25 protein-coding genes are annotated in these 25,455 nt (G+C 73.5%); 19 read left to right on the forward strand and 6 right to left on the reverse strand.

Annotated features, from left to right (window positions below; genetic code table 11):
• Positions 1 to 22: 22 nt before the first annotated feature.
• From FRCN3DRAFT_RS0210105 to FRCN3DRAFT_RS56045, 8 genes are all read left to right on the forward strand, one after another.
• On the forward strand, positions 23 to 1,021 hold the full coding sequence (locus tag FRCN3DRAFT_RS0210105) for an ABC transporter ATP-binding protein (protein WP_007511602.1): 999 nt from the start codon (positions 23 to 25) through the stop codon (positions 1,019 to 1,021).
• A gap of 35 nt (positions 1,022 to 1,056) precedes the next feature.
• Positions 1,057 to 2,298: an ABC transporter permease gene (locus FRCN3DRAFT_RS0210110; protein ID WP_007511604.1), complete on the forward strand. Its 1,242-nt coding sequence runs from the start codon at positions 1,057 to 1,059 to the stop codon at positions 2,296 to 2,298.
• Positions 2,295 to 3,548, forward strand: coding sequence for an ABC transporter permease (locus FRCN3DRAFT_RS49360; protein ID WP_131803449.1), 1,254 nt, complete (start codon positions 2,295 to 2,297; stop codon positions 3,546 to 3,548). Before FRCN3DRAFT_RS0210110 ends, FRCN3DRAFT_RS49360 begins: the two co-directional genes overlap by 4 nt.
• 232 nt (positions 3,549 to 3,780) lie before the next feature.
• The gene (locus FRCN3DRAFT_RS43720) at positions 3,781 to 4,239 is read left to right on the forward strand and encodes a (deoxy)nucleoside triphosphate pyrophosphohydrolase (protein ID WP_007511607.1); all 459 of its coding nucleotides are present in this window, start codon (positions 3,781 to 3,783) and stop codon (positions 4,237 to 4,239) included.
• Between the two features lie 405 nt (positions 4,240 to 4,644).
• Positions 4,645 to 6,540, forward strand: a complete 1,896-nt coding sequence (gene typA, locus FRCN3DRAFT_RS0210125; RefSeq protein ID WP_007511610.1) for a translational GTPase TypA — start codon at positions 4,645 to 4,647, stop codon at positions 6,538 to 6,540.
• 94 nt (positions 6,541 to 6,634) lie between these two features.
• Positions 6,635 to 7,684 carry a UDP-glucose 4-epimerase GalE gene (gene galE, locus FRCN3DRAFT_RS0210130; RefSeq protein ID WP_007511612.1) on the forward strand — a complete coding sequence of 350 codons (1,050 nt, stop codon included), beginning with the start codon at positions 6,635 to 6,637 and terminating at the stop codon, positions 7,682 to 7,684.
• Positions 7,681 to 8,631, forward strand: a complete 951-nt coding sequence (mshB, locus tag FRCN3DRAFT_RS0210135) for an N-acetyl-1-D-myo-inositol-2-amino-2-deoxy-alpha-D-glucopyranoside deacetylase (protein ID WP_035924594.1) — start codon at positions 7,681 to 7,683, stop codon at positions 8,629 to 8,631. The genes galE and mshB overlap by 4 nt, the downstream gene beginning before the upstream one ends.
• 120 nt (positions 8,632 to 8,751) lie before the next feature.
• Positions 8,752 to 9,276, forward strand: a complete 525-nt coding sequence (locus FRCN3DRAFT_RS56045; protein ID WP_027140435.1) for a DUF6113 family protein — start codon at positions 8,752 to 8,754, stop codon at positions 9,274 to 9,276.
• 43 nt (positions 9,277 to 9,319) lie between these two features.
• On the opposite strand, the gene FRCN3DRAFT_RS0210145 is transcribed toward FRCN3DRAFT_RS56045, so the two are convergent.
• On the reverse strand, positions 9,320 to 10,198 hold the full coding sequence (locus FRCN3DRAFT_RS0210145) for a transglutaminase family protein (protein ID WP_007511617.1): 879 nt from the start codon (positions 10,196 to 10,198) through the stop codon (positions 9,320 to 9,322).
• Positions 10,195 to 10,692: a putative acetyltransferase gene (locus FRCN3DRAFT_RS57620; protein WP_007511620.1), complete on the reverse strand. Its 498-nt coding sequence runs from the start codon at positions 10,690 to 10,692 to the stop codon at positions 10,195 to 10,197. Before FRCN3DRAFT_RS57620 ends, FRCN3DRAFT_RS0210145 begins: the two co-directional genes overlap by 4 nt.
• 3 nt (positions 10,693 to 10,695) lie before the next feature.
• Here FRCN3DRAFT_RS57620 and fdxA point away from each other — a divergent pair, with 3 nt between their 5' ends.
• From fdxA to FRCN3DRAFT_RS0210175, 6 genes are all read left to right on the forward strand, one after another.
• A complete protein-coding gene (fdxA, locus tag FRCN3DRAFT_RS0210150; protein ID WP_007511622.1) occupies positions 10,696 to 11,019 on the forward strand; it encodes a ferredoxin in 324 nt (107 codons plus the stop codon).
• A 32-nt stretch (positions 11,020 to 11,051) separates the two neighbouring features.
• A complete protein-coding gene (gene dapC / locus FRCN3DRAFT_RS43725; RefSeq protein WP_007511624.1) occupies positions 11,052 to 12,605 on the forward strand; it encodes a succinyldiaminopimelate transaminase in 1,554 nt (517 codons plus the stop codon).
• A 135-nt stretch (positions 12,606 to 12,740) separates the two neighbouring features.
• The gene (locus FRCN3DRAFT_RS0210160) at positions 12,741 to 13,580 is read left to right on the forward strand and encodes a 2,3,4,5-tetrahydropyridine-2,6-dicarboxylate N-succinyltransferase (protein WP_007511626.1); all 840 of its coding nucleotides are present in this window, start codon (positions 12,741 to 12,743) and stop codon (positions 13,578 to 13,580) included.
• Between the two features lie 26 nt (positions 13,581 to 13,606).
• Positions 13,607 to 14,677 carry a succinyl-diaminopimelate desuccinylase gene (dapE, locus tag FRCN3DRAFT_RS0210165; RefSeq protein ID WP_007511628.1) on the forward strand — a complete coding sequence of 357 codons (1,071 nt, stop codon included), beginning with the start codon at positions 13,607 to 13,609 and terminating at the stop codon, positions 14,675 to 14,677.
• Positions 14,678 to 14,827: 150 nt separating this feature from the next.
• Entirely contained in the window at positions 14,828 to 15,724 is an 897-nt protein-coding gene (locus FRCN3DRAFT_RS0210170; protein WP_232793994.1) for an LOG family protein, read from the forward strand.
• A gap of 13 nt (positions 15,725 to 15,737) precedes the next feature.
• Positions 15,738 to 16,343: an LOG family protein gene (locus FRCN3DRAFT_RS0210175; protein WP_007511631.1), complete on the forward strand. Its 606-nt coding sequence runs from the start codon at positions 15,738 to 15,740 to the stop codon at positions 16,341 to 16,343.
• Between the two features lie 3 nt (positions 16,344 to 16,346).
• Here the strand turns inward: FRCN3DRAFT_RS0210175 and folP are convergent, their stop codons facing one another.
• Positions 16,347 to 17,288, reverse strand: coding sequence for a dihydropteroate synthase (folP, locus tag FRCN3DRAFT_RS0210180; RefSeq protein WP_483414347.1), 942 nt, complete (start codon positions 17,286 to 17,288; stop codon positions 16,347 to 16,349).
• Positions 17,289 to 17,325: 37 nt separating this feature from the next.
• On the opposite strand from folP, the gene FRCN3DRAFT_RS43730 reads away from it, so the two are divergent.
• From FRCN3DRAFT_RS43730 to FRCN3DRAFT_RS0210195, 3 genes are all read left to right on the forward strand, one after another.
• A complete protein-coding gene (locus FRCN3DRAFT_RS43730) occupies positions 17,326 to 17,715 on the forward strand; it encodes a DivIVA domain-containing protein (protein WP_051466789.1) in 390 nt (129 codons plus the stop codon).
• Between the two features lie 309 nt (positions 17,716 to 18,024).
• A complete protein-coding gene (locus FRCN3DRAFT_RS51230) occupies positions 18,025 to 18,192 on the forward strand; it encodes a DUF3117 domain-containing protein (RefSeq protein WP_007511639.1) in 168 nt (55 codons plus the stop codon).
• 300 nt (positions 18,193 to 18,492) lie between these two features.
• Positions 18,493 to 20,250 carry a leucyl aminopeptidase family protein gene (locus FRCN3DRAFT_RS0210195; protein ID WP_007511640.1) on the forward strand — a complete coding sequence of 586 codons (1,758 nt, stop codon included), beginning with the start codon at positions 18,493 to 18,495 and terminating at the stop codon, positions 20,248 to 20,250.
• Between the two features lie 81 nt (positions 20,251 to 20,331).
• Here FRCN3DRAFT_RS0210195 and FRCN3DRAFT_RS43735 read toward each other — a convergent pair whose 3' ends face one another.
• From FRCN3DRAFT_RS43735 to FRCN3DRAFT_RS0210210, 3 genes are all read right to left on the reverse strand, one after another.
• Positions 20,332 to 20,742, reverse strand: a complete 411-nt coding sequence (locus FRCN3DRAFT_RS43735) for a hypothetical protein (RefSeq protein ID WP_106410424.1) — start codon at positions 20,740 to 20,742, stop codon at positions 20,332 to 20,334.
• A 136-nt stretch (positions 20,743 to 20,878) separates the two neighbouring features.
• Positions 20,879 to 21,634, reverse strand: a complete 756-nt coding sequence (locus FRCN3DRAFT_RS49365) for a hypothetical protein (protein WP_007511642.1) — start codon at positions 21,632 to 21,634, stop codon at positions 20,879 to 20,881.
• 321 nt (positions 21,635 to 21,955) lie between these two features.
• Positions 21,956 to 22,618: an O-methyltransferase gene (locus FRCN3DRAFT_RS0210210; protein WP_007511643.1), complete on the reverse strand. Its 663-nt coding sequence runs from the start codon at positions 22,616 to 22,618 to the stop codon at positions 21,956 to 21,958.
• 202 nt (positions 22,619 to 22,820) lie between these two features.
• Here FRCN3DRAFT_RS0210210 and sigE point away from each other — a divergent pair, with 202 nt between their 5' ends.
• Both sigE and FRCN3DRAFT_RS49370 read left to right on the forward strand, forming a co-directional pair.
• Positions 22,821 to 23,633, forward strand: coding sequence for an RNA polymerase sigma factor SigE (sigE, locus tag FRCN3DRAFT_RS0210215; RefSeq protein WP_007511644.1), 813 nt, complete (start codon positions 22,821 to 22,823; stop codon positions 23,631 to 23,633).
• Positions 23,630 to 24,340: a hypothetical protein gene (locus FRCN3DRAFT_RS49370; RefSeq protein WP_007511645.1), complete on the forward strand. Its 711-nt coding sequence runs from the start codon at positions 23,630 to 23,632 to the stop codon at positions 24,338 to 24,340. The genes sigE and FRCN3DRAFT_RS49370 overlap by 4 nt, the downstream gene beginning before the upstream one ends.
• Positions 24,341 to 25,455 lie beyond the last annotated feature (1,115 nt).

Here is a 25,455-nt window from a genome sequence, read left to right on the forward strand (position 1 = left end):
TGGGGGCGGTACTGTCCACGCCATGGGCCCGACGGCGCGGGGTGAGGCTGTTCGGCCGCCGGGGCGCACCGAACCGTCAGCTGACGGCGATGTTCTCGAGTGCGAAGGGCTCGTCCGGCGGTTCGGGGAGCGGACCGCTGTCGACCACGTAAGTCTGCGGATCGCGCCGGGCGAGACCTACGGGCTGATCGGGCCGAACGGCGCGGGCAAGACGACGACGATCTCGATGATCGCCGGGATCCTCGCCCCGGACGAGGGACGGATCGCCGTCGCCGGGCTGCCGATGACCACCCGGTCCGCGGCGGCGAAGGCGCTCGTCGGTCTCGTCCCGCAGGACGTCGCGCTCTACGAGGACCTGACCGTGCGGGAGAACCTGCGGTTCTTCGGCCGCCTGCAGCAGCTCCCGCGCCGCGAGCTTGCCGCTCGCATCGCCGAGGTGCTCGACGTCGTGGGCCTGGCCGACCGAGCAGGGGACCGGGTGTCGGAGTGCTCCGGCGGCATGAAGCGGCGGGCGAACATCGCCGTCGGCCTGCTGCACGAGCCCCGGCTGCTGATCCTCGACGAGCCGACGGTCGGCGTGGATCCACAGAGCCGCAACCAGATCCTGGAGAGCATCGGGGCGCTCGGCGTCGCCGGGATGTCGGTCCTCTACACCACGCACTACATGGAGGAGGCCGAACGGCTCTGCGACCGGGTCGGGATCATCGACGACGGCCGGATCGTCGCGGAGGGCACGCGCCGCGAGCTCATCGCCCGCATCGGCGAGCACGACCGGATCAACGTGGCCGCGACCGGCCCGCTCGACCGCTTCGCCGCGGCGGCGGCAGGCCTGTCCGGCGTGGTGAGCGCCGATGTGGTCGAGGGCGGCCTGACTGTGGCGGCGGCCTCCGCGGCCGCGGTGCTCGCGCCACTGGTCGCCGCCGGCGAGCGGGCGGGGGTCGCCATCGGCGCTGTCGAGGTGTCTGAGCCCGACCTGGAAACCGTCTTCCTGCACGTGACCGGCAAGACGCTGCGTGACTGAGGCGGACCTGTGACCGAGCCGGCCGAGGCCGCCGCGTGAGTGTCGCTGGCGGCCGGCCCCGGCCTGGGTGGGGCCAGCGGTGGCTCGGCCCGGTGCTGGTCATTGCCGCCACCGACCTGCGCCGCCGGCTGCGCAGCCGGTCGGCGATCATCAGCGGCATCGTCGGCCCGCTGGCCATGGCGAGTGTCTTCGGGCTGTTGCTGGGCGGGACGTCGGACGTGACGTTCACCATCGGGATAGCCGACGCCGACGGCTCGCCGGCCTCACGTGCCGTCGTCACCAGCCTGACCGCTTCCGGCGGGGACGGTGACGGCGGAACGGTCCGCTTCCGGTCGGTGGCTGTGCCAGCCGCCGAGCCCGCGGTCGACGACGGCGACCTGGACGCCGCGATCGTCCTGCCCGCCGGCCTGGGCGCGGCCCTGGGCTACGAGCGGCCGCCCGCGGCCGGCTCGCCGGCGCTCGCCGTGGCTGTGTTCGGTGACCCGTCCCGGCAGGTCGCGGCCCAGGTCGCGCGGGCGGTCGCGGACGGCGTGACGGCCGAGGCCAACTGGCGGGCGCTGGTCGCCGCCGGCCTGGCGAAGGCAGGCACGCCGCCGGCCGAGGCCTCGGAGCCGGCCGCCTCGCGCGGGGACGTCGAGGTGCTGGAGCTGGCACCGGTCGCCGCCGGCGGCGAGGGGCCCGACATCATCGCGTACTACGGCGCCGCGATGTCGATCCTCTTCCTGTTCTTTACGGTCGGCTTCGTCGCCCGATCGCTCGTCGGCGACCGGGATGAGGGCGTTCTTGGCCGGATCCTGGCGTCTCCGGTGCGGCCGGGCCAGCTGATCGCTGGTCGGGCGTTCTCGGTCGCCGTGCTCGGCGTCGCCAGCTTCGTCGTCGTCTGGCTGGTGACGACGCTGGCCTTCGACGCCCACTGGGGGCCGCCTGGCCCGGTCGCGGCCGTGGTCCTCGCCACGGTGCTGGCGGTGGCGGGTGTCGGGATGCTGGTCGCGTCGCTGGGCCGGACCGAGCGCCAGGCCGAGTCATACACCTCGCTGTGCGCGTTCGTGCTCGCGCTGCTCGGAGGCAACTTCGTCGGCCCTGGCGTCGGCCCGGACCTGCTGCGCCGGATCGCGATGTTCACTCCGAACGGGCAGTCGCTCACGGCGTTCGTCGACCTCGGCGCCGACGCGGCGCATCCAGGCGCGATTGCCCGCGCTATCGGCATCCTCGTCGCGATCGGCCTGGTCACCGGCGCGATCGGCGTGCTGCGGATCCATCGGGCGGTGACGCGGTGAGTGGTGACGTGGTGAGTGGTCGCGGGATGGGCGGTGGCGCGATGGGCGGTGGTGGTCGGCCGGCCGGGCCGGCCGCCGGGCGGGGCCGGTTGGCCGCGTTGTTCGCGTTCACGGCGGTGGTGCTGCGCATCCTGACCCGCGACCGGCTCGCCCTGTTCTTCCTGCTTGTCCTGCCCGTGGCCGTGATCACAGTGATCGGGGCGGCGTTCGGCGGCGCGGACCGGGCGTCGGTCGGGCTGGTGCGCCCTGGCGACGGGCAGGTCAGCCAGGCCGTCGAGAGGGCCTTGCGCGACGCGCCAGGGCTGCGGGTCCGCGGGCTCGCGAGCCAGGACGCGGCGACGGACGCGGTGCGTCGCGGCGACGTAGCGGCCGCGCTGGTGCTGCCGGCGACCCTGGACGCCGACGTGCTCGCCGGCCGGAGCGTGCGGGCGAGCGTCCTCACCGAGGCGACCAGCGGCGCGGGCGTGACCGCGCGCCTCGCGCTGGAGGGGGTCGTGAGCCGCGCGACCCTGCCCTTCGCGGCGGCGCGGACCGTCGCCGCCCAGGCGGGGGGCACCGTCGTGGCACGCGCGGACGCGCTCGCGGACGTGCCGCCGCCGCTGACCGTCCGCGTCACGGATGCTGGCGGCGGCCCGGCTGGCGCCTCGGCCAGCCGGTACTCGATGTTCGCCGCCCAGAACCTGGTGGTGTTCGTGTTCATCAACGCGATGGCCAGCGCCACGCTGATCGTCGCGGCCCGCAGGCAGGGCGTTCTGCGCCGGGCGCTGTCCACCCGGACCGGCCTGCCGTCGGTCCTCGGCGGCCTCGGCCTGGGATGGTTCGTGCTCACCCTGCTCCAGTCGGTGCTCATCCTGCTCACCGGCACGCTGCTGTTCGGGGTGCGCTGGGGGAATCCGGCGGCTGCCGCGCTGCTCGTGCTGTCCTTCGCCGGGGTCGGCTGCGGCGCGGGCCTGCTGGTCGGCGCGATCGGGCGTGATCCGGACAGGGTCGGGTCGATCACGCCCGTGGTCGGCATCGTGCTCGCCGCCCTCGGCGGCTGCATGGTCCCGCCGGAGTTCTTTCCACCGGTCATGACGACCATCGCCCACGCGACCCCGCACTACTGGGCGGTGACCGCCTGGGAGAGCGTCCTGTTCGACGGGGCTGGCGTCGCCGGCGTCGCCACCCACCTCGGGGTGCTCGCCGCCGCCGCCGTCGTGCTTGTCAGCCTTGCCGCTGGCCTGCTGCGTCGCGACCTCGCCCGCGGCTGAGCCCGCTGGGGTGGTTGCCGCGGTTGGGTCATTGGTCCGGTTGAGCGAGGGTCACTACCCGCAGTGTGCCGGCGATCTGGGAAAGTCACCAGGTATGGAACCCGACCCGGATGCCGGCCCCGCGCCGGATAGTGGGTTCCAGACGCGCCCCGCGCGGGGCGGGCGGTCGCCGCGCCGCGGCGCTCCGGTCCCGGCCGCTCCGGTCCCGGCCGCTCCGGTCCCGGCGGCACCGATGACCGGCGCGGCCTCTGAGGCCGCGGAGGCGCGCGTGGGCCGCGGCCGACTGGTGGTGGCGGTGGCGCTGTTGGATGGCGAGCGCCGGGTGCTGGCCGCGCGGCGGACCTCGCCGCCCGCCTACGCCGGGATGTGGGAGTTTCCCGGGGGCAAGGTCGAGCCGGGCGAGGAGGAGCTGGCTGCACTGGAGCGCGAGTGCCGCGAGGAGCTCGACGTCCAGATCGAGGCCGGCCCGGTGCTCGGCCAGGTCGAGCTCGCGAGCCCCGGCTGGCGCCTGCGGGTGTGGCTCGGTCGGATCCGCTCCGGCACGCCGCGCGCGGTCGAGGGCGGGGAGCTGCGCTGGCTGTCCGCCGCCCAGCTGGACGACGTCAGCTGGCTGCCGGCGGACCTGCCGCTCGTCGAGACCCTGCGCCGTCGCCTCCTCGACCCGAACCCGCTGGCGTTCCCCGCCGCCTGACCGGCCCACGCGCACGAGAGGCCGCCGCCGCTGCCGTCACCGCGCGCCTCCGATCGCGTCGGCTCGCATTCGCTTTTCCCAAGGACTCGCGTCGTACTGTTGTTGAAATCTCGTCGGCGGGTGGGTGTCCAGGCTCTCGCCGGGCGTAATGCCGCCGTGGGAGTCCGTACCATGGAAGGGACGCCCGAGGCCGGACCCGGGGTTCCTGCCGGATCGACGGAGCTTGCGGAGTCGATCTGGCAGGTCCGGGATCCGCCCGGGCTGTCGGCACGCCTGGCGGGCGCTGAACCGACGGACCATGACACGACGGACCGTGGTTGCGCGCCACCGTCATCGGATCCGGGCGTTCCTCGTAACGATCATCTCGGGGTCGAGCGCCCCCTGTCCGCCCCGGAGCCCACCACCGTGCTGACCAGCACCGAGCACACCAGCGCCACTCCCACCGGCGTCGTCCGCAGCCGCGGCGACCTTCGCAACATCGCGATCATCGCTCACGTCGACCATGGGAAGACCACCCTGGTCGACGCGATGCTGCGCCAGTCCGGCGCGTTCAGCGCGCACGCGAGCGAGGACCTCACCGACCGGGTCATGGACTCGATGGACCTCGAGCGCGAGAAGGGCATCACGATCCTCGCGAAGAACACCGCGGTCCGCTACGGCGACATCACCATCAACATCATCGACACCCCCGGCCACGCCGACTTCGGCGGCGAGGTCGAGCGGGGCCTGGCGATGGTGGACGGCGTGCTGCTGCTCGTGGACGCCAGCGAGGGCCCGCTGCCGCAGACCAGGTTCGTGCTGCGCAAGGCGCTCGCCGCCCGGCTGCCGGTGATCCTGGTCATCAACAAGGTCGACCGTTCCGACGCCCGGATCGCCGAGGTCGTCGACGAGACCTACGAGCTGTTCCTCGACCTCGACGCCGACGAGGAGCAGATCGACTTCCCGATCATCTACTGCAACGCCAAGGCCGGCCGGGCGTCGATCACCCGCCCCGCCGACGGTGACAGCCCGGACTCCCCGGACCTCAAGCCGCTGTTCGACCTGCTGGTGGAGACCATCCCGGCGCCCACCTATGTCGAGGACGCGCCGCTGCAGGCGCTGGTCACGAACCTGGACGCCTCGCCCTACCTGGGCCGGCTCGCGCTGTGCCGGGTGCACAACGGCACGATCCGCCGCGGCCAGCAGGTGATGCTCTGCCGCGCGAACGGGACCCAGGAGCGGGTCAAGATCAGCGAGATGCTGATGACCCAGGCCCTCGAGCGTTCCCCGGCGGAGCAGGCGGGCCCCGGCGACATCATCGCCATCGCCGGCATTCCCGACATCACCATCGGAGAGACGCTGGCGGACCCCGAGGACCCGCGCCCGCTGCCGATCATCACCGTCGACGAGCCGTCGATCAGCATGACCGTCGGCGTGAACACCTCGCCGCTGGCGGGCAAGTCCGGCAAGAAGCTCACCGCCCGCCTGGTCAAGGCGCGCCTGGAGGCGGAGCTCGTCGGCAACGTGTCGATCCGGGTGCTGCCGACGGAGCGGCCGGACACCTGGGAGGTACAGGGCCGTGGCGAGCTGCAGCTCGCCGTCCTGGTCGAGCTGATGCGCCGGGAGGACTTCGAGCTGACCGTCGGCAAGCCGCAGGTCGTCACCCGCGTGATCGACGGCAAGGTGCACGAGCCGGTCGAGCGGCTGACGATCGACGCGCCCGAGGAGTTCCTCGGTACCCTCACCCAGCTGCTCGCCCTGCGCAAGGGCCGGCTCGAGCAGATGATCAACCACGGCACCGGCTGGATCCGGCTGGAGTACCTGGTGCCCGCCCGCGGCCTGATCGGCTTCCGCACCGAGTTCCTCACCGAGACCCGGGGCACCGGCCTGCTGCACCACGTCTTCGAGGGCTACGAGCCCTGGTTCGGCGAGCTGCGCACCCGGGCGACCGGTTCGATGGTCGCCGACCGCTCCGGCCCGACGACCGCCTACGCCCTGTTCAACCTGCAGGAGCGCGGCACGATGTTCGTCCCACCGATGATCGACGTCTACGAAGGCATGATCGTCGGCGAGAACTCCCGGGCGGACGACATGGACGTCAACCCGACCAAGGAGAAGAAGCTCACCAACATGCGCTCGTCGACCGGCGACGAGCTGGTCCGGCTGACCCCGTACCGCCAGCTCACGCTGGAGCAGGCGCTGGAGTTCTGCCGCGAGGACGAGTGCGTCGAGGTCACCCCGGCGACGGTCAGGATCCGCAAGGTCGCGCTCGCCGCCCAGGACCGCGAGAAGCTCCGCTCTCGCCGCCGGGCGGCCGTCTAGGCCGGGCGCTCGATCGGTACGGTCGGGGTCGGACATCGACGCCGTCCGGTGCGCAACGACGCCGCCGGACTCCAGACCAGGGAGACGGTGGGCTGTGGGCGCGACGCCAGGTGAGACGGTGCTGGTGACGGGGGCGGCGGGGTTCATCGGGTCGCACACGTGCGTGGACCTGCTGACGGCCGGCTACCGGGTGATCGGGGTCGACAACTTCGTCAACAGCTCGGCGCGGGCCGTGGACCGGATCCGGGAGGTCGCCGGCCCGGCGGCAGGCGAGCTGGAGTTCGTCGAGGTGGATACCCGTGACGTCGCCGCCCTCGGGAAGGTGCTCTCCGCGACGCCGGTCGCGGCGGTCGTCCACTTCGCCGCGCTCAAGGCGGTCGGCGAGTCGGTGACGATGCCGGTCGAGTACTACGACACGAACATCAACGCGACGCTGCGGCTCGTCGAGGCGATGCGCGAGCACGGCCCCCGCCGGCTGATCTTCTCCTCGTCCTGCTCCATCCACGGCGACGTCGACGTCATCCCGATCCGAGAGGACGCGCCGGCCCGGCCCACGAACCCCTACGCGCGCACCAAGTGGATGTGCGAGCAGATCCTGGCCGACCTGTGCGTCGCCGAGCCGGACTGGCAGGTCACCGCGCTGCGCTACTTCAACCCGGTCGGAGCGCATCCGTCCGGGCTGCTCGGCGAGGATCCGCGCGGCGTCCCGAACAACCTGATGCCCTACCTGCAGCAGGTCGCGATCGGGCGGCGTGAGTTCCTGTCGGTGTTCGGCGACGACTACCCGACCCCGGACGGCACCGGCGTGCGCGACTACATCCATGTCATGGACCTCGCCGAGGGCCACCGGGCGGCGCTCGAGCACGCCGGCGCCGCCCCGGGCTTCCGGGCCGTCAACCTCGGCACCGGCACCGGGACGTCGGTGCGCCAGCTGCTGGACGCGTTCAGCGCCGCCTGCGGGCGGCAGCTGCCGTACAGGGTGGTCCCGCGCCGCGCCGGCGACGTGGCCGAGCTGGTCGCCGACCCGGCGCACGCCGCCGAGGTGCTCGGCTGGCGCGCCAGCCGCGGCCTGGCCCAGATGTGCCAGGACGCCTGGGAGTTCCAGCGGCGAAACCCTGGCGGCTACGACGGGGCCGCGGCATGAGCGAGGCACCTGTGGCCGCGCCGGCGGGGCTGCCGCCGCGCCGGGTGCTGTTCGTCCATGCCCATCCCGACGACGAGGTGATCGCTACCGGGATCACGATCGCCGCGTACGCCGCGCGCCTCGACACTCATGTGACCTTGGTCACTTGCACGCTTGGCGAGCTCGGCGAGGTGCTCGCCCCAGAGCTGGTGAACCTGCGCAGCGATCTCGGCGACCAGCTCGGCGGCTACCGGATCGGCGAGCTGGAGCGGGCCTGCGCCGCGCTGGGCCTCACGGACCACCGCTTTCTCGGCGGCGCCGGCCGGTTCCGCGACAGCGGGATGATGGGCACCCCCGGCAACGACGATCCGCGCTGTCTCTGGCAGGCCGACCTCACCGAGGCGACGGTCGAGCTGGTCAGGATCGTGCGGGAGGTGCGCCCCCAGGTGCTGGTCAGCTATGACGCCAACGGCGCCTATGGCCACCCCGACCACATCCGGGCGCACCAGATCACGGTCGCCGCGTTCACCGCTGCGGCCGATCCGGCCTTCGCTCCGGAGGCCGGATCGGCATGGGCGCCGTCGAAGCTGTATGAGACGGCGGTACCGAAGTCGTTCGTCGAGCGCGGCGTCGAGTACTTCGCCCAGGACGAGAACAGCCCGTTCCACGGCGCGCTGAGCGCCGACGACATCCCGATGGGGGTGCCGGACGAGCAGATCACGACCCGGGTCGAGGCGCCGACGTTCCTCGCGGCCAAGCTCGCCGCGATGCGGGCGCACCAGACCCAGATCGCCGTCGACGGGTTCTTCTTCGCGCTGGCCGACGGCGTCGGCCAGGAGGCGTTCGGGATCGACCACTACATCCTCACCCGCGGCGCCCTGAGCCACGACACCCTTGCGGCCGACGCCGACGCCGACGCGGCCGGTGCCGGTCAGGAGACCGACCTGTTCGCGGGCCTCGAGCTGTAGGCGGGGGCCCCGGGGTGTAGCCCCGGCGGGGCCGCACGGTGTGCCCTGGCGCGCCGTGGGGCCGTCGGGAGCCGGCGTCCGGCATCGGGGTGCACCGCGAGCCGGCGCTACTGTCGAGGTATGCCTCGTCCCAGCACAGGTCCGCGCCCGCCGACGCCCGGTGCGTCCGGCGCGGGTGGCGCGGGCCGGCTGGCCGACTCGGTGGCGGCGAGGGTGACGGGGCTGGGCACGTCGTCGGTCGACCAGCGCGCGGAGCCGTCCCGGCTCTTCCTCGGCTGCGCCTACGCGTTCGGCCTGCTCGCGGGGGTCGTCCTGGGTGTCTACGGGGTGGCCGCGGTGCCGGCTGGCCCGCGGCCGGGCGGCACGCTGCTGTCCCTTGGCCTGCTGCTCGTCGTCGTCGGCAACGTCGGGGTCCCGATCCTGGTGCGCTGGCTGACGGGGACGCGGCTGGGCGCGTGCATCATGCTGATCGGCTGGACGCCGGTCGTGCTCGCGCTGGGCTCCACGCGGGGCGAGGGCGACCTGATGCTGCGTGCCTCCTCCACCGCCTACCTGTTCATGGGCGTGGGCGTGGTGGCCCCCCTCCTGGTGGCCGTGCTGCGCCCCAGCCGCCGTGGCCTGACCGCCTTTCCGCCCATGCCCTAGCTGGTTCTCCGGGGAGCCCTGGGCTCCTGGGCGCAGCGGTTCCCTAGTTGAGGCGGGCTCGGGCGGAGATGGCCGCTGAGCGGGCCGCCGCGGCGGCGGTGGGTTCGGCGACCTCGACCGCGTCGGCGAAGGTGACCAGATCGTGCGCGCCGCTGAGGAACTCGCCGCGACGGATCAACAGCTCGCCGCGTTCCCGGCGCAGGCTGGCCGGGTGGTGGGGGAGCAGCAGCGACAGCTCGACGGCCCAGAGCCGGGTCGCGGTGGCGTCCGTGCGGGCGGCCAGTACCCGGATGTTGCCGAGCACCCGGGCGAGCAGGTCCTCGAAGCTCATCGGCGCGAGCTGCGCGCGGCTGAACGGGACCCCGGCGGCTCGGACCCGGGCCGCCGCGTCGTGGACGGTGATCCGCCGGCCGCCGGCGAACGGGTCGACGAGGACGTTCTCCCTAGGGGTGCCGAGCGCGACCACCACGTGGCCGGGCAGCCCGACCGGGTAGGCCGGCACGCCGAGCCGGGAGGCGACATCGAGCCAGATGACCGAGAGCACGATCGGCAGGCCGTGCCGGCGGCGCAGCACCGATGGCAGCAGGGAGGCCCGCAGGTCGTCGTAGTCGCTGCTGAGGCCGGCGAAACCGGCCCGCTGGCCCAGCGCCTCGTGCAACGCCTCGGCGACGTCCATCGGGTCCGGGCCGCCGCCCAGCTCTCCAGCGGAGCCGCCAGGGGTGGCGCCGGAGGCCGTGGCGCGAGTGGTCTTGGCGGCGAGCACCGGGCGTGCCTCGTCGGCGAGGCGGTCCAGCGCGCCGAGCAGATCGGCCGCCTCCGCGTCCGGCTCGGCCTCGGCGGCGATCAGCTGGCAGGCGAGCGCGAGGTCGATCGGTGTCCGGCGCACGACATCTGCGAACCGGGCTCGGCTGCGGGCGCTCATGGGCGGGCCTCCACATCCTGGGCGTCCGGATCCTGGGCGTCCGGGCCGGGGGTCGCTCCCTGGTCGGTTCCCGCGACCGGCGGAGTCCGCGTTGGTCGCTCGAAACCGTCCGCTGACCTACCCTGGCGCTGACCTACCGGCAGACCTCCCAGTTCGGCGATCTGGGAGGGGCTCTGCCGTCGATCGGGCCGTGACCTGCGGATAGGCGGCGGAGGAATGACCTTGGCCGCTACGAGCTCGCCTTCAGGAACTCTGATGATCTCGCCGTTCGCGTGCACGACGGTCAGGACCCCGGCTGTCCATGCCTGGAGGGTTCCGATAACGTCCGTCAGCGGCACCGGCCCCGCGATGCGGCGCCGGATCACGACCCGCGCGCCGATGTCGGCCCGAGTGATGCGGACGACATACACGACTAGCGAACGCCCTTGCTGTCGACACGGAACGGTCGAGGTCGATACTAAGGACTCAGTCGCCCGTGAGCCGAGGAGGAACATCCGGTGACCTACGTCATCGCCGAGCCCTGTGTCGATGTCAAGGACAGGGCTTGCATCGAGGAGTGCCCGGTCGACTGCATCTACGAAGGCGGTCGGATGCTCTACATCCAGCCTGACGAGTGCGTCGACTGCGGTGCATGTGAACCCGTCTGCCCGGTTGAGGCCATCTACTACGAAGACGATGTGCCCGACCAGTGGAAGCCGTACACCGACATCAACGCCAACTTCTTCGAGGAACTGGGTTCGCCCGGGGGCGCGTCGAAGGTCGGTGCGTTGGACCACGACCCGCCTGTTGTCGCCGCGTTGGCGCCGCAGGGTGAGCACTGAGCGGGGAAGCGGGGGCGCCGGGATCCTCCCGAATGCCACATCCCGCCGCGGTCTTCGGCCGGCGAGCCCGGTCGAAGGTCCGGCTGCCTGACTTCCCGTGGGATCTCCTTGCCCAGTACAAGGAGAAGGCCAGCCAGCACCCGTACGGGCTGGTCGACCTGTCCGTCGGGACTCCGGTCGACCCGGTGCCGGCGGTGGTCCAGCAGGCGCTGGCCGCCGCCGCGGACTCGCCGGGGTACCCACTGACGTGGGGCACCCCGCGGCTGCGCGACGCGGCGGCGGGTTGGCTGGCCCGGCGGCTCGGGGTGCTCGTCGACCCGTCGGCGGTGCTGCCGGTGATCGGGACCAAGGAGCTGGTCGCCCAGCTCCCGGGCCAGCTTGGCCTGGGGCCTGGAGACCGGGTCTGGGTGCCGACACCGGCCTACCCGACGTACGAGGTCGGGGCGCTGCTCGCCCGTTGCGAACCCGTCTACGGGCCGGCGGACGGCGTGGCGCTGGTCTGGTTGAACTCCCCGTCCAACCCGACCGGCCGCTGCCTGGGCATCGACGAGATGCGGGCGGTGGTCGCGTGGGCGCGGGAGCGCGGCGCGATCGTCGCGAGCGACGAGTGCTACATCGAGCTCGGCTGGGAGTCCCGCGCCGTCTCGGTGCTGCACCCGGACGTCTGCGGCGGCTCGCACGAGGGCCTGCTCGCGGTGCACTCGCTGTCGAAGCGGTCGAACCTGGCCGGCTACCGCGCCGGGTTCGTCACCGGTGACCCGGCGCTGGTCCGCGAGCTGCTCGAGCTGCGCAAGCACGCCGGTCTCATGCTGCCGGACCCGGTTCAGGCCGCGATGACGGCGGCGCTCGCCGACGACATGCACGTGGCCGACCAGCGGGCCCGGTACGTCAACCGGCGTACCGTCCTCGGCGCCGCGCTGGCGGTCGCCGGGTTCACGATCGAGCACAGCGAGGCCGGCCTGTACCTCTGGGCCACCCGCGGCGAGGACGCCTGGGCGACCGTCGACGCCCTCGCCAGCGTCGGCGTGCTCGTGGCGCCCGGCACGTTCTACGGCGAGGCCGGTCGCCACCATGTCCGGGTCGCGCTGACCGCGCCGGACGCCCAGGTCGCGACGGTGCCTGAGCGGATGGCCATGCTGCCGCCACCACGGCAGTCCGGCCCGCCGACGGGCGGTCTGCGTACCGGGGGGTACGCGTACCCGCCCGCCGGGCAGGCGTCGCCGGCCAACCAGCAGCAGCAACAGCAGCCGGGCCACTCCGGGGCGTTCGGCTCGGGCTCGCCCGGGCCGGTACCGGCGTCCGGCCGCGGGTACGGCGCTCCCGGATCCGGTCCGCCCCGGCCGGGATATGCCCAACCTGGCCAACCGGCCGGATACGGCCAGCGGGGATACCCGGACCAGGGATACCCGGACCAGGGTCGCTCGGCCTTCGACCAGCGGGCCGACGGCCAGCAGCCGGGGAACCAGCAGCCGGGGAACCGGCAGGCCTCACCGGTGTTCGACAACATCGCCGGTCTCGCCGACACCTACGGGAACCCGTCAGCTCCCGACCCCACCTGGCCGGCGGAGCCACCCGACATCCGCTGAGGACGGACCTTCTCGGCAGCAGCCGCGTGATCACCTGGTGATCACGCGGCTGCCGGCTTTTCGGCGGGATCTTCGGCCGGATGCCTTCGACCTCCTCGGCCTGCTCCCGCGGCCAGGCCGATTAGGGTCGGTCGGGTGAGCACCTCTGAATCCTTCGCCTCTCCGCTTGACCCGGTCGTCGACGAGCTCTGGGAGCGCCGGGCGGAGCTGAACCCGGGCGACGCCGACGCCCGCAAGGCCGTGGTCGCGGCCGTCGACGCCATCGACGCGGGCGAGGCCCGGGTCGCCCAGATCGCGGCCAGCGGCGCGATCGTCGTCGACGAGCGGGCCAAGCGGGCCATCCTGTTGTCCTTCAAGGTGCTGCCGATGGTCGAGTCCGCGGCCGGCGCCTTCCAGTACCACGACCGGGTGCCGCTCAAGACCCGGTTCGACGGCGTCCGCGTCGTCCCGGGCGCGATCGTCCGCTGGGGCGCCCACATCGCGCCCGGCGCCGTGCTCATGCCGAGCTACACCAACATCGGCGGCTACGTCGACTCCGGCACCCTCGTGGACACCTGGGCGACCGTCGGCTCGTGCGCGCAGGTCGGCCGCAACGTCCACCTCTCCGGCGGGGTCGGCCTCGGCGGCGTGCTCGAACCGCCGAACGCCGTGCCGGTCGTCGTCGAGGACGACGCGTTCATCGGCAGCCGGTGCATGGTCGTCGAGGGCGCGCGGGTCCGCCGGGGCGCGAAGCTCGGCGCCGGCGCCATCCTGACCTCCTCGACGCATGTGTTCGACGCCACCACCGGCGAGGAGTACCCGCGCGGCGAGATCCCGGAGCGGGCGGTGGCGGTCGGCTCTAGCAAGATGAAGAGCTTCCCCGGCGGCGAGTTCGCGATGCCGTGCATCCTCGTGCTGCGCGTCCTCGCCGAGGGCGAGATCCACGACAAGCTGGCCCTCAACGACGTCCTGCGCGAGCACGGCGTCGCCACCTGACCGGAGACCCTGGCTAGGGTGCGGCCATGGAGCTGGACATCGCGGCGCCGCCCGGGGAGCTGACCAGGGCGCTGGTGGACGTCGAGTCGGTGAGCGGCGGCGAGGGGCCGCTCGCGGACGCGGTCGAGAAGGCGCTGGCCGGCCTGCCCGGCCTGAGCGTCGACCGGGACGGCGACGCGGTCGTGGCGCGCACCCGTCTCGGCCGGCCCAGCCGGGTGGTGCTCGCCGGCCATCTGGACACGGTCCCGGTCGCCGAGAACCTGCCGGCCCGTCTCGACGGTGGCCGGCTCTTCGGCTGCGGCACGTCCGACATGAAGGCGGGCGTCGCCGTGATGCTGCACCTGGCCGCCACCGTGCCGCCGGCCAGCCTGGCGCACGACCTGACCTGGGTGTTCTACGACAACGAGGAGGTCGCGGCGGCCCACAACGGGCTGCGCCGGCTCGCCGCGGCGCATCGCGACTGGCTGGACGGCGACCTCGCGGTCCTCATGGAGCCGACCGCCGGCGAGATCGAGGCGGGCTGCCAGGGCACGCTGCGGGTGGTGGCGGCCCTGCCGGGCCGCCGCGCCCACTCGGCCAGGTCCTGGCTTGGCGACAACGCCATCCACCGCGCGGGCGACCTGCTCTCCCGGCTCGCCGCGTACGAGCCCCGCGCGGTGGTCCTGGACGGATGCGAGTACCGGGAGGGCCTGTCCGCCGTGCGCATCTCGGGCGGGGTGGCCGGCAACGTCATCCCGGACCGGTGCGAGGTGACGATCAATTTCCGGTTCGCGCCGGACCGGGACGAGGCCGGTGCCCTCGCGCACGTCCGCGAGGTGCTCACCGGGTACGAGCTGGAGCTGACCGACAGCGTGGGCGGAGCGCCCCCCGGCCTGGCCGCGCCGGCGGCGGCCGCCTTCGTGGCGGCCACCGGACGCACCCCGCGGGCGAAGTACGGCTGGACGGACGTCGCCCGCTTCGCGGCCCTTGGCATCCCGGCCGTGAACTACGGTCCCGGGGATCCCAACCTCGCCCACACCCGCGACGAGTACGTGGAGCTTGCGCTGGTCGACGAGGCCGAGCGCGTCCTGCGGGCCTACCTCACCGCTGGCGCGTGACCGGCGGGATTGGCGGTGGGGCCGCGGTGGCTGGCCTCGGAGCGGGCCGCCCCCGGTGACGCCGATTTATGTGATCTATCTCATATGTCAAACCTGCGCCGTGCTGACCGGCCCCGCGGGTCCAGTATGCGCGTGGCCTATGGTTCCGGGGTGACACCCTTCCAGCCCGGTGAGCCGGCCGCGCCGCCCCACACCGCGGACGTGCTCGGCACGCCCGTACCCGCGGGGCGCAGCCAGGGCGAGCCCGACACGGACCGCCAGTCGTCACCGCCGCCGGAACAGCGGCGTGGCGCGCAGATAGCCCGGCGCGGTCAGGTCCGCCACTCCACCGCCGATCAACGGCTGCTGGCGAACCAGGACTCCGGTGACTTCGTCCACTCCGACCCGTGGCGGGTGCTGCGCATCCAGAGCGAGTTCGTCGAGGGCTTCGGCCTGCTCGCCGACCTCCCGCGGGCAGTGACCGTGTTCGGCTCGGCCCGGGTGCCGCGCGACCACCCCGACTACGCCGTGGGCCGCCGGCTCGGTGGCGCCCTCGCCGACGCCGGTTTCGCCGTGATCACCGGTGGCGGCCCCGGCGCGATGGAGGCCGTCAACCGGGGCGCGCAGGAGGCCGGCGGCCTGTCCGTCGGGCTCGGCATCGAGCTGCCGTTCGAGCAGCGGCTCAACGACTGGGTCGACCTCGGGGTCAGCTTCCGCTACTTCTTCGTCCGCAAGACGATGTTCGTGAAGTACGGCGAGGCGTTCGTCTGCCTGCCGGGCGGCTTCGGCACGCTCGACGAGCTCTTCGAGGCGCTCACCCTGGTACAGACCGGCAAGGTGACCCGGTTCCCCGTGGTGCTGCTGGGCACCGACTACTGGCGTGGCCTGCTGGACTGGCTGCGGTCGACGGTCGGGGCGACCGGACGGATCAAGGAGACCGACCTGGACCTGGTCTCGCTCACCGACGACGTCGATGAGGCGGTCCGGCTGGTCGTCGAGGGCACGGCGTCCCCGGGTGGGATGCGGCCCACGCCCCCGGCGAACGGCCAGGGCCGGGTAGCCCTATGAGGCTGTGTGCCCTGTGAGACTCTGCGTCTTCTGCTCGTCGTCCGAGCGGATCGACCCCGGCTACGTGCTGCTCGCGGCGCAGGTCGGCTCGGAGCTGGCCGCCCGGGGCCACGACCTGGTCTCCGGCGGCGGCTCGATCTCCTGCATGGGGGCGGTCGCGCGCGGCGCCCGCGCCGGCGGCGCGCACACCCTCGGGGTGATCCCGCGCAAGCTGCTGGAGCTGGAGGTCTCGGACACCGACGCCGACGAGCTGATCATCACCGAGACCATGCGGGAACGTAAGGCGATCATGGATGGCCGGGCGGACGCCTTCCTCGCGCTGCCCGGCGGTCTCGGCACGCTCGAGGAGCTGTTCGAGGTGTGGGTCGCCGCGATGCTCGGCATGCACGCCAAGCCGATCGTCGTGTGCGACCCCGACGGGGTCTTCGCCCACCTGCACACGCTGGTCGACGGCCTCGTCGACCGCGGCTTCGTCCGCCCCGACGCCCGTAGCCTGCTGCGCTGGGCCACGACCGTCACCGAGGCGCTCGACTTCCTGGAAGCCGCCGTCGAGGCCCACCACACCGCCGTACCCACGCCCGACGAGGCCATCGAGGCCTCCGCCCCTCCGGTCGACTAGGGCTCAGACCACGCCGCGGCGGGCGACGGCCAGGTCGGCGTCGCCGCGGATCGCCGCCACCATGCGCAGGACGCGACGGGTCGCTCCCACCTGGTGGGCCCGGAAGACGCGGGCGCCCAGCCAGGCGCTGACGGCGGTAGCCGCGAGGGTGCCCTCGAGGCGTTCCTCGACGATCGTGTCGAGCACCTCACCGACGAAGTCCTTGTTCGACATCGCCATCAGCACCGGCCATCCGGTGGCGACCAGCTCATCGGTCCGCTTGGTCGCCTCCAGCGAATGCCGGCTGTTCTTACCGAAGTCGTGCCCCGGATCGATGATCACCGCATCCGGACGTACCCCGACCGCGACGGCACGCTCGGCGAGCGCGCGGGTAGTGGCCACGATGTCCGCGACGACGTCCGGATAGCTCAGCCGGTGCGGGCGGGTCCGCGGCGGCAGGTGGCCGGCGTGTGTGCAGACCAGGCCCACGCCGCCCTCCGCCGCGACCTCGGCGAGCTCCGGCTCCACCCCGCCCCAGGCGTCGTTCAGCAGGTCCGCTCCCTCGCCGACCACCACGCGGCCGACCTCGGCCCGCCAGGTGTCCACGCTGATCACCGCGTCCGGGTGGGCGGCGCGCACCCGGGCGACGAACCCGCCGATGCGGCGCAGCTCCTCGGCCGGGCTGACCTCGCCGCCGGGGGCGGCCTTGACCGCGCCGATGTCGATGATCCCCGCGCCCTCGGCGATCGCCCGGTCGACGGCGGCCAGGGCCTCCGCCTCGCCGTAGGTGGCGCCGCGGTCGAAGAACGAGTCCGGCGTCCGGTTCACGATCGCCATGACGACCGTCTCGGTCGGCCCGAACACCCGGGTCCCGAGCCGCAGCGGCCCTGGCCGCCGTTCGGGACCCGCTGCCGCCTGGATGGCGGCCTGGGGCGGACCTGCGGGCGCGGCGACGTCACGAGACACCCCCCGAGCCTGCCAGACCGCCCGCTACGATCGGGGTGTGGTACTCGTCATCGAGGTCCTCGTGATCGCCGTGGTGGTCTTCGCGGTCGCGGCGCTCGCTGTCGGCTGGTTCGATCGGATGGCGCCCGCGCCGCCCGACGCCGTGCCGACCGGCCTGCCCGCGACCGGCCCCGTCGGCGCGCAGGAGGTCGCCGACGTCCGGCTCAACCTCGCCTTCCGCGGCTACCGGATGGCCGAGGTGGACGCGCTGCTCGCCAGGCTCGCCGGCGAGCTGGCCTGGCGGGACGAGGAGCTGGCTCGCCGCGACGAGGAGCTGGTCCGGCTGGCCACGTTCGCGCATACGGACCTGCCGACGGCTGCGCCGGCGGCGGGCACGACGTCCACGGAGACCTACTCGCCGACCGGCTCGCAGCCCCCGCTGGTCTAGCCGACCCGCATGCTCGCCTGAGCCGCCCCAGGCGCCTGTTTGATGCGCCTACCAGTCCGCCGATCTACCCTCAAACCGGGCATCCGTTACATACCGTTCGACCCCGGCCTACGCCTGAGCCGCAGTTGATCTATCTTCGCCCTGCCGCGTCACCGGACCTACCAGTCGGCGTCGGGTCTGACCTGGCAGATCGGTGGGGAGGCTGCGTCGACCGTTGTGGCTCTGCGGAGGGCCGTGTTTCGGTTTGCTGCCCCGGCTACGGGATAATCGTCGGCAGACGTACGTCCGACGGCAGGAAGAGGTGCACCGATGGCGGCCATGAAGCCGCGGACGGGTGACGGTCCGCTCGAGGTCACCAAGGAGGGGCGGGGGATCGTGATGCGTGTCCCGCTCGAGGGTGGCGGCCGGCTCGTCGTCGAGCTCACCGCCGACGAGGCGAGCGCGCTAGGCGACGCTCTCAAGACCGCGGTCGGGTAAGCGGGGGCGGTTGGCCCCGCTCGTCGCCCCCGCCAGGGCGGTGGCTTCCGCGGGCTCGTGTCGGTGCCCGTCGGCGAGCTTCCTCTGGACTACACCTCGGCGTCCGAACCGCCTGGACGTCGAGCTTCGCTCTGCCTCGGGGGTCGACGCCTCGGAGGTCGACGCCGGCGGATGTCGACGCCTCAGGGGTTGACGGCGATGAGCGGGGTAGAGCCGTCTCGGTCCGTGATAGCTGATCGCGATCAGGGAAGTGTGACTATCTCCATCCGTGATGGTGACCTGGGGCGCTGGAGCGTCCCGGTGGTCACCCTACGACCCGGCGGGCTGGCCGCGCCGGATTCGTCCGCGCTCGCAGTGGTCGTGCTGTCGTCCGGGGAGGCGGCTTCCGACGGCCGGGACGGCTCGGGCATGGCCGGCCCGGCCGCGGAGACCTACCGGGTCAGCCCGATGGCGAGCTCGGCCTGCGCCGAGCTCGGCATCGATCTCGACTCGCTGCTGACCACGCACGCCTTCGGCGGCGACGCCGGCTCGGTTCTGGTCGTTCCACTGGCCCGCGCCGAGTCTCCGACCCGACTTCTCCTGGTGGGCGCCGGCCTCGGCGGCGACGCCGACTGGCGTTCGGCCGGCGCGGCGCTCGCTCGCCGGGCCAGCGCCGGCGACCGGGTCGCCTTCGTCGCGGACCCGGACCCGGTGGCGCTCGCCGCGTTCACCGAGGGCCTGGCGCTGGCCTCCTACCGGCAGCCTCGCGGCCCGGGGAAGGCAGTGGTCGAGCCCGGCGCCTCGGCCGACGTCGAGGCTGGCGACCTCGCGGCCGGACAGACCGACCTGCCGGGCGACGAACGCGCCACCGACGCCGCGGACGCCGAGACCCAGACCGATGAGCTCTCGCCGGCGCGGGATCCGGCCACGCCGGCGGCGGCGGCGGAGCGCGGGCACGGCATCGACGAGGTCATCGTCTGGACGTCGCGCGCGCTGACACCGACGGAGCTGGCGGAGGCCACCGAGGCGGTCCGGCGAGCCGGTGTCCTCGCCAGGGCCGTGCTGACCGCTCGGGATCTCATCAACGTCCCGAGCCTGGTGAAGTCGCCGGAGTGGCTCGCCACCCGGGCCGCGGACGCGGCGCGCGCCGCTGGGCTGGAAGCGTCGGTGCTGGACGTCCGCGAGCTCGAGGCCGGTGGTTTCGGCGGGTTGGTCGCGGTCGGCGCGGGATCGGTGCGTCCGCCCTACCTGGTCGAGCTGCGCTACGAGGGGCCGCCGGCCGGTGATGGCGCCGAGCTGGGACATCGCGTCCTGGTCGGTAAGGGGATCACGTTCGACTCCGGTGGGCTCTCGCTCAAGCCGCCGGGGTCGATGGCCGCGATGAAGACGGACATGTCGGGCGCGGCCGCCGTTCTCGCCACCATGGTCGCGCTGCCGGAGCTTGGCGCGCCCGGCCGGGTCACCGGGCTGCTCTGCATAGCGGAGAACATGATCGGAGCCACGGCGATGCGCCCCGGTGACGTCATCACCTGCTGGGGCGGGCGGACGGTGGAGGTCCTCAACACCGATGCCGAAGGCAGGCTGGTGCTCGCCGACGGACTGGCATACGCGGCCGCCGAGCTCGGCGCGGACGTGCTGGTGGACCTCGCCACCCTGACCGGGGCGGTCTCGATCGCGCTCGGCCGTCGCACGGCCGGCCTGTTCGCGTCCGATGACGCGCTCGCGGGCGACCTCGCCACGGCGGCCGCGGCGGCCGGCGAGCGGGTCTGGCGGCTTCCGTTGGTCGAGGAGTACCGGCCGGCGCTGGAGTCGCCGGTCGCCGATCTCGCGAACATGGGCCGCGCGCTGGACGTGGGCGGCGGGTCGATCACGGCGGCGCTGTTCCTGCGCGAGTTCACCGACGGGCTGCCGTGGGCGCACCTGGACATCGCCGGCACCGCCCGGGCCGACTCCGACGACGCCGAGATCACCCGGGGCGGCACCGGCTGGGGCGTCCGTACCCTCCTGCGCTGGCTCACCACAGCCGGACCGTCGGCGGCCGCGGACTCCTCGGCCCCGGCCGGCGTCCTGGCCTCCTGACCGTCCTGGCCTCCTGACGCTCGGCCGGCGACGTCGTCCGTGGTCCTTCCTGGCCGGCGGCCCCGGCCCCAGGTCCAGGCGCTACCCGACGGCCTCGGGGCCGGACGCGCGGCCCGCGTCGAGTCCCCGTTCGGCCGGCTGGGGGGTGCGGCGCAGCCGTTCGCGCGCCCAGCGCAGGCTGTCGTGCTCGCCGACCCTCTCGCGCCAGCCGGCCAGTGCCTCCTCGACGCTCGCCAGGTCGGCCACGGCCAGGATTTCCACCTTCATCTCGTCGACGTCGGCCTGGTGGACGTTGTAGTGGTCGAAGACCGCGGCCAGCAGGCCGCCGCCCGGGTGGGGCTCGCGCACGGAGTAGATCTCGCCCGTCAGCGCGACCCAGCTCAGCCGGTAGGTCGACGACGGGTCAGTGTGGTCGGTCCACCCTTCACCGAACGAGATCTCTTCGGACTCTTGCCGGCGCGGGTCAGCCGTATAGAACTCATGGACGTTCACACGGGTGCGGTTCCCCACGGAAGCCGCCGGCAATCTGCCCCGTTGGTCCCCCTTCGCCATGCCGGATGGATGGGAAGGACGGCGGGACCGGCGGTCTCGGCGGATCGCTGGAGCTGATCGGGCGGGTCCGGATGGGTCAGCCGGCCGTCGCGGTGCCGAGAGGAACCGTGCCGACGGGCGCCGCTCCGGCCGGCGCGGCGAGCGCGGCGAGCGCGTCCCGGTAGCCGTTCGCGTCCGTCTCGGCGAGATAGCGCGACACCCGGAGCACCACGCCGCCCTGCTGGAAGTCGGACTCCTGGAGCAGCTGGCTCGAGGCGCTGGCCGTCCGCAGCCGCTGGACCCGGGAGCTCGCGGCGGCCTGATCGGCGAAGACCTCGATGCTGCCACCCTGGTCGACGGGGTCCTTGCTGGTGACGCCCGCCGGGTTGACGCCGGTCCTGGTGTCCAGGAAAGCGATCTTGCTGCTGTAGCCGCCCGGCTTGCCGAGCAGCTGGTTCGGGTCGCTCGACGCGTCGTAGACGATCGTGGTGTGCAGCGGGATGCCGGCGCCGAGCAGCCGGATGGCCACCTGTTCGGCGGTCAGCCCGGTCAGCCGGTCGGCCGCGGCGGAGGCACTGGCGGTCGGCGTGGCGGTGCCGGGGGTGCCGTCCTTCCCCGTCGTCACCCGGTTGAGGGTGAAGCCGATGAGCCCGGCGATGACGGCGACGCCGACCAGGAACGCGGCAAGCGAATTGTTGCTGCCCTGGTCACGGCCACCCCCGACGAAGGGCGGCCGACGCCGACGTGGTGGGCGACCGTGCCCCCTGGCGTCCTCGCCGGATCCGATTCGCCGATCCGGCGGATCCGGGTGCTCACCGCCGGAAGCGCCGTCACCGAACCGATTGCCCGACATGATCCTTCCCCCAGGTGCCGGCTTTATCCCGCGATGTGCGGTCGCCACCATCCGACACTAGTTCGCCGTCGCTTGCGCCTTGAACAGGGCCCCGCTAACGCCGGGGCCTGCGCCGCAGGTCTGTCGGAATGCCGACACGCTTACCGCGCCTTCAGGTGGCCGTAAGCCAACGGGAGTGAGCTGGAGAACGTGACAGTACCGCCACCAACCCGCGGGCCAGGACCTGCTGGCAAGCCTCCCCGGCCGCCGACCCGCCGCATGCATGGTGCGGGCTGGGCGGGAACCCCGTCGCCGATCCGGCGGGAACCCCGCGGACCTCGGCTACCCGACGGGCGAGGACTTCGCGACCGCGGCCACCAGCAGGCCGTCACCCGCGTTCAGCAACATCGGAGTGAGTCGGGCGTCGTCGCGGACCGCGGTCGCGAGCTCCCGGATGGCCATGATCTCCGGGTTGCGAACCGCCGGGTCGGCGGCGAGGCCGTCGAGAAGGATGCCCGCGAACACGACCACACCGCCCGGCCGCAGCAGTCGCAGCGCCTGGGTCAGGTACTCGGTGCCCTCTCGGCGGTCCGCGTCGCAGAACACCAGGTCGTAGGCGCCGTCGGTGAGCCGGGGCAGGACGTCCAGCGCCCGGCCGGTGATCAGACGGCTGCGGTTGGACGCCATTCCGGCGTCCGCGTAGGTCCGCCTGGCCAGTCGGAGGTGCTCGGCCTCCACGTCGATGGTGGTCAGCGTGCCGTCGGAGCGCATCCCGCGCAGCAGCCAGGTGCCCGAGACGCCAGTCCCGGTCCCTATCTCGACGACGGCACGCGCGCCAACGGACGCGGCGAGGAAACGCAGCACCGCGCCGGCACCGGGACTGACCGGGAGAATCCCGACCTCCTCGGCACGTGCGCGGGCAGCACGAAGGACGGGGTCTTCCAACAGGAAGCCCTCGGCGAAGGCGGCGGCTCGATCGGGTGCGCCGATGTCGGTGTCCGGCATGACATACAGAGCCTACGGGAACGGCGTACGACAGCGGCGCGTTGCTCCGGTCATCGAAGTTCGTGTCGAGCCATGTCGCACTCTGTTGCAGCCTTGTCCTGGCAGATCGAGAGGAGAAGGGCTCGTGTCCGCAGCGGGAATTACCGCGCCATGGCCCGCCCGTCGAGTACGGTCGTCGTTCAAAGTCGACCGAGAGGCAGCCGTGAACGGACCGGACGCCAAGCCGTCCGTCCCGACGGCCCCGCCGGCCTCGGTGGCCGTGGCCGCCCCCACGGCTGAGGTGGCCTGGGTGCCGCCGTCCTGGGAAGACGTGGTCAAGGAGCACGGCAACCGGGTCTACCGCCTCGCCTACCGGCTCACCGGCAACGCGCACGACGCGGAGGACCTGACTCAGGACGTCTTCGTCCGGGTCTTCCGCTCGCTCGCCGACTACACCCCTGGCACCTTCGAGGGCTGGCTGCACCGGATCACCACCAACCTGTTCCTCGACCGGATGCGCCGCCAGCAGAAGATCCGCTTCGACGCGCTCCCGGAGGACACCGAGCGGCTGGCCGGCCGCGAGGCGAGCCCGGAGGCGGTCTACGCCGAGACGCACCTGGACGCCGACATCGAGGCCGCGCTCGCCGCGCTGCCGCCGGACTTCCGGGCGGCCGTGGTGCTCTGCGACATCGAGCAGCTCTCCTACGAGGAGATCGCGCAGACGCTGGGCGTGAAGCTCGGCACCGTGCGCAGCCGGATCTCACGGGGCCGCGCGATGCTGCGCGCCGCGCTGGCGGACCGCGCCCCGCGCGAGTCGCGCCCAGGCGTGCCGGCGCAGGCTGTGGCCGCCGAGGCGTCCGCGGTGCTGCCCGCCGTGACGGCCGCGGCTGACGCGCTCCCGCCGGCCTCACCTCGGCCGTCGGATGAGGCCGCTGGGTCGCGGGAGGGGGGAACGCGGCCGCGTGGCCGCCGACGTCGCGCGACTGCGAGCGTGGGCGGTGCCGAGATCGGCGCTGTGCGGGAGAGGCGGGCGTGACGCCGCACCTCGGCGAGCGGCTCTGCCCGCTCGTGGACGGCCAGCTCTGCCACGACGAGCGTGACCGGGCGCTGGCGCACCTGGCGCACTGCGCGGCCTGCCGTGCGGAGGTCGCGGAGTACCGGCGGATGAAGCAGCGGCTGTCCGGCCTGTTGGCCCCGTCACTACCTGCTGGCCTGGCCGACCGGCTGGTCGGCCTCGGCGGGACGGACCGGGACCCGCTGGAGCCAATCGGCACCACGCGCGGCCTCGGCGGGGCGGTCCATCGTCCTGGGCTGGCGAGGCATGGCGGCGCGAGCAGGCGGGGCGCGGCGCACCCGCGCCTGCCGCTGGCCGCGCCGACCGGCCTGGCCGCCGTCGGGCGGTCGCCGCGGGGACGGTTGGTGGCGCCGCCCGGACGGGTGGAACTGGCGGCCGTCGCGCTCGACCTGACGCGGCCGCGGTCCGCCCGCGGCGAGAACGGCACGCGGATCCGCCGCCTGGAAGAAGGCCGGGTCGGCCGCGGCCAGGCGAGAGTGCGCCGGACCCTGGTCGGGTCCGCGGCCCTGATGCTGTTGACGGTGACGGGAGTCACCGTGGGGGATCAGCCGACCGTCGCGCGTGGGAACACCATCCGTCCGTCCGCTCCCGCTACCCAACTACCTGTGGTCAACAGGGGCGGAACCACTCCACTGGTCTCATCGGTCTCGTTCGCCACCCGAGGCTGAGCCGCCGCGGAATTCGGCTACCAAGGCCACCGCACGGCGCAGCTGGGTCACGTTGCGCCCTCCAGGTCGTGAATCGGCTACCTGATGTGGGTTGTCTGTCCATGCGCTGTGGGTAAGTTCACCAACAGGCTCTACCGTGTATTCCGCGCATGTCGCCCTGGGCAGGCGGGCCCAGGGGCTCGGGTTCCTTCCGAGTGGCATGGGCGTGATCGGAGGGCCCGTGGGCGTGACCGACGGCGGCGAGTCTCTGCGTCGCGACACCGCTGCGACGAGCGCCGTGGGCCGGGTCGCGCTGGAACGGGCGCAGGCTCCCGCGGATGCCGTCCGTCCCGCTGACCTGGGCGGTGGCCGGGACGCGGGCACCGATCGGTCATCCGACGCGCGAGCGTTGTCACGTGCCTCCGCCGCCGCGCCGGCCGTCAAGGAGTCCCCGGCCGATCACGGGTCCCCTTCCGAACCGGCGGGGCGGGCCGGGTCCCCCGCGTCGAAGACCGACGCGCCGGAATCCGCTCGGCCCGAGCAGGACTCGGACCCGCCGGACTCGGCGGACTCGGCGGGTGCCGCGCCGGCTGCCCGAGCCGCTCCGGCCCGCGGGCCGGAGCGACCCGGCTGGTGGCGCACCCGGGCCGACGAACCGGTGCCCGACACGCGGGACGACGCCGAGGAGACGCCGTCCGCGGTTGACCGGGCGAAGCCCACCACCGCGCCCGCGGCCGCGCCGGCTCCCGCCTCGAAGCCGCGCCCGCCCGCGTCGCGTCCGCCCGGTGACTTCCGCCGCGCGCCATCCACCTCCTCGGCGCCGTCGGCGGATGCCGCGGACCTGGACCTCGCGGGCAAGGACCGTCGCGAGCCGACGGCCCGTCCTGATGGCGCGCCGTCAGCAAGGTCCTCGGCCCCACGGCCGCCGGTGGCGCCTCCGTCCGAGCGGCGGTCACCGTCCCAGCCGCCACCGTCCCAGCCGCCACCGTCCCAGCCTCACTCGCCACGGCCGCGGTCGGCGTCAGCCCGCGCCCGACCAGGCGCCACCGTCGCAGCGCGCGCCGGCCTCTGCGGGCAGCCAGCCGGCGGCGCCGGCGCGGCCCGGGACGCCCGCCACGCCGGGCGCCCCGCGGCCC

Source organism: Pseudofrankia saprophytica (assembly GCF_000235425.2).
GTDB lineage: Bacteria > Actinomycetota > Actinomycetes > Frankiales > Frankiaceae > Pseudofrankia > Pseudofrankia saprophytica.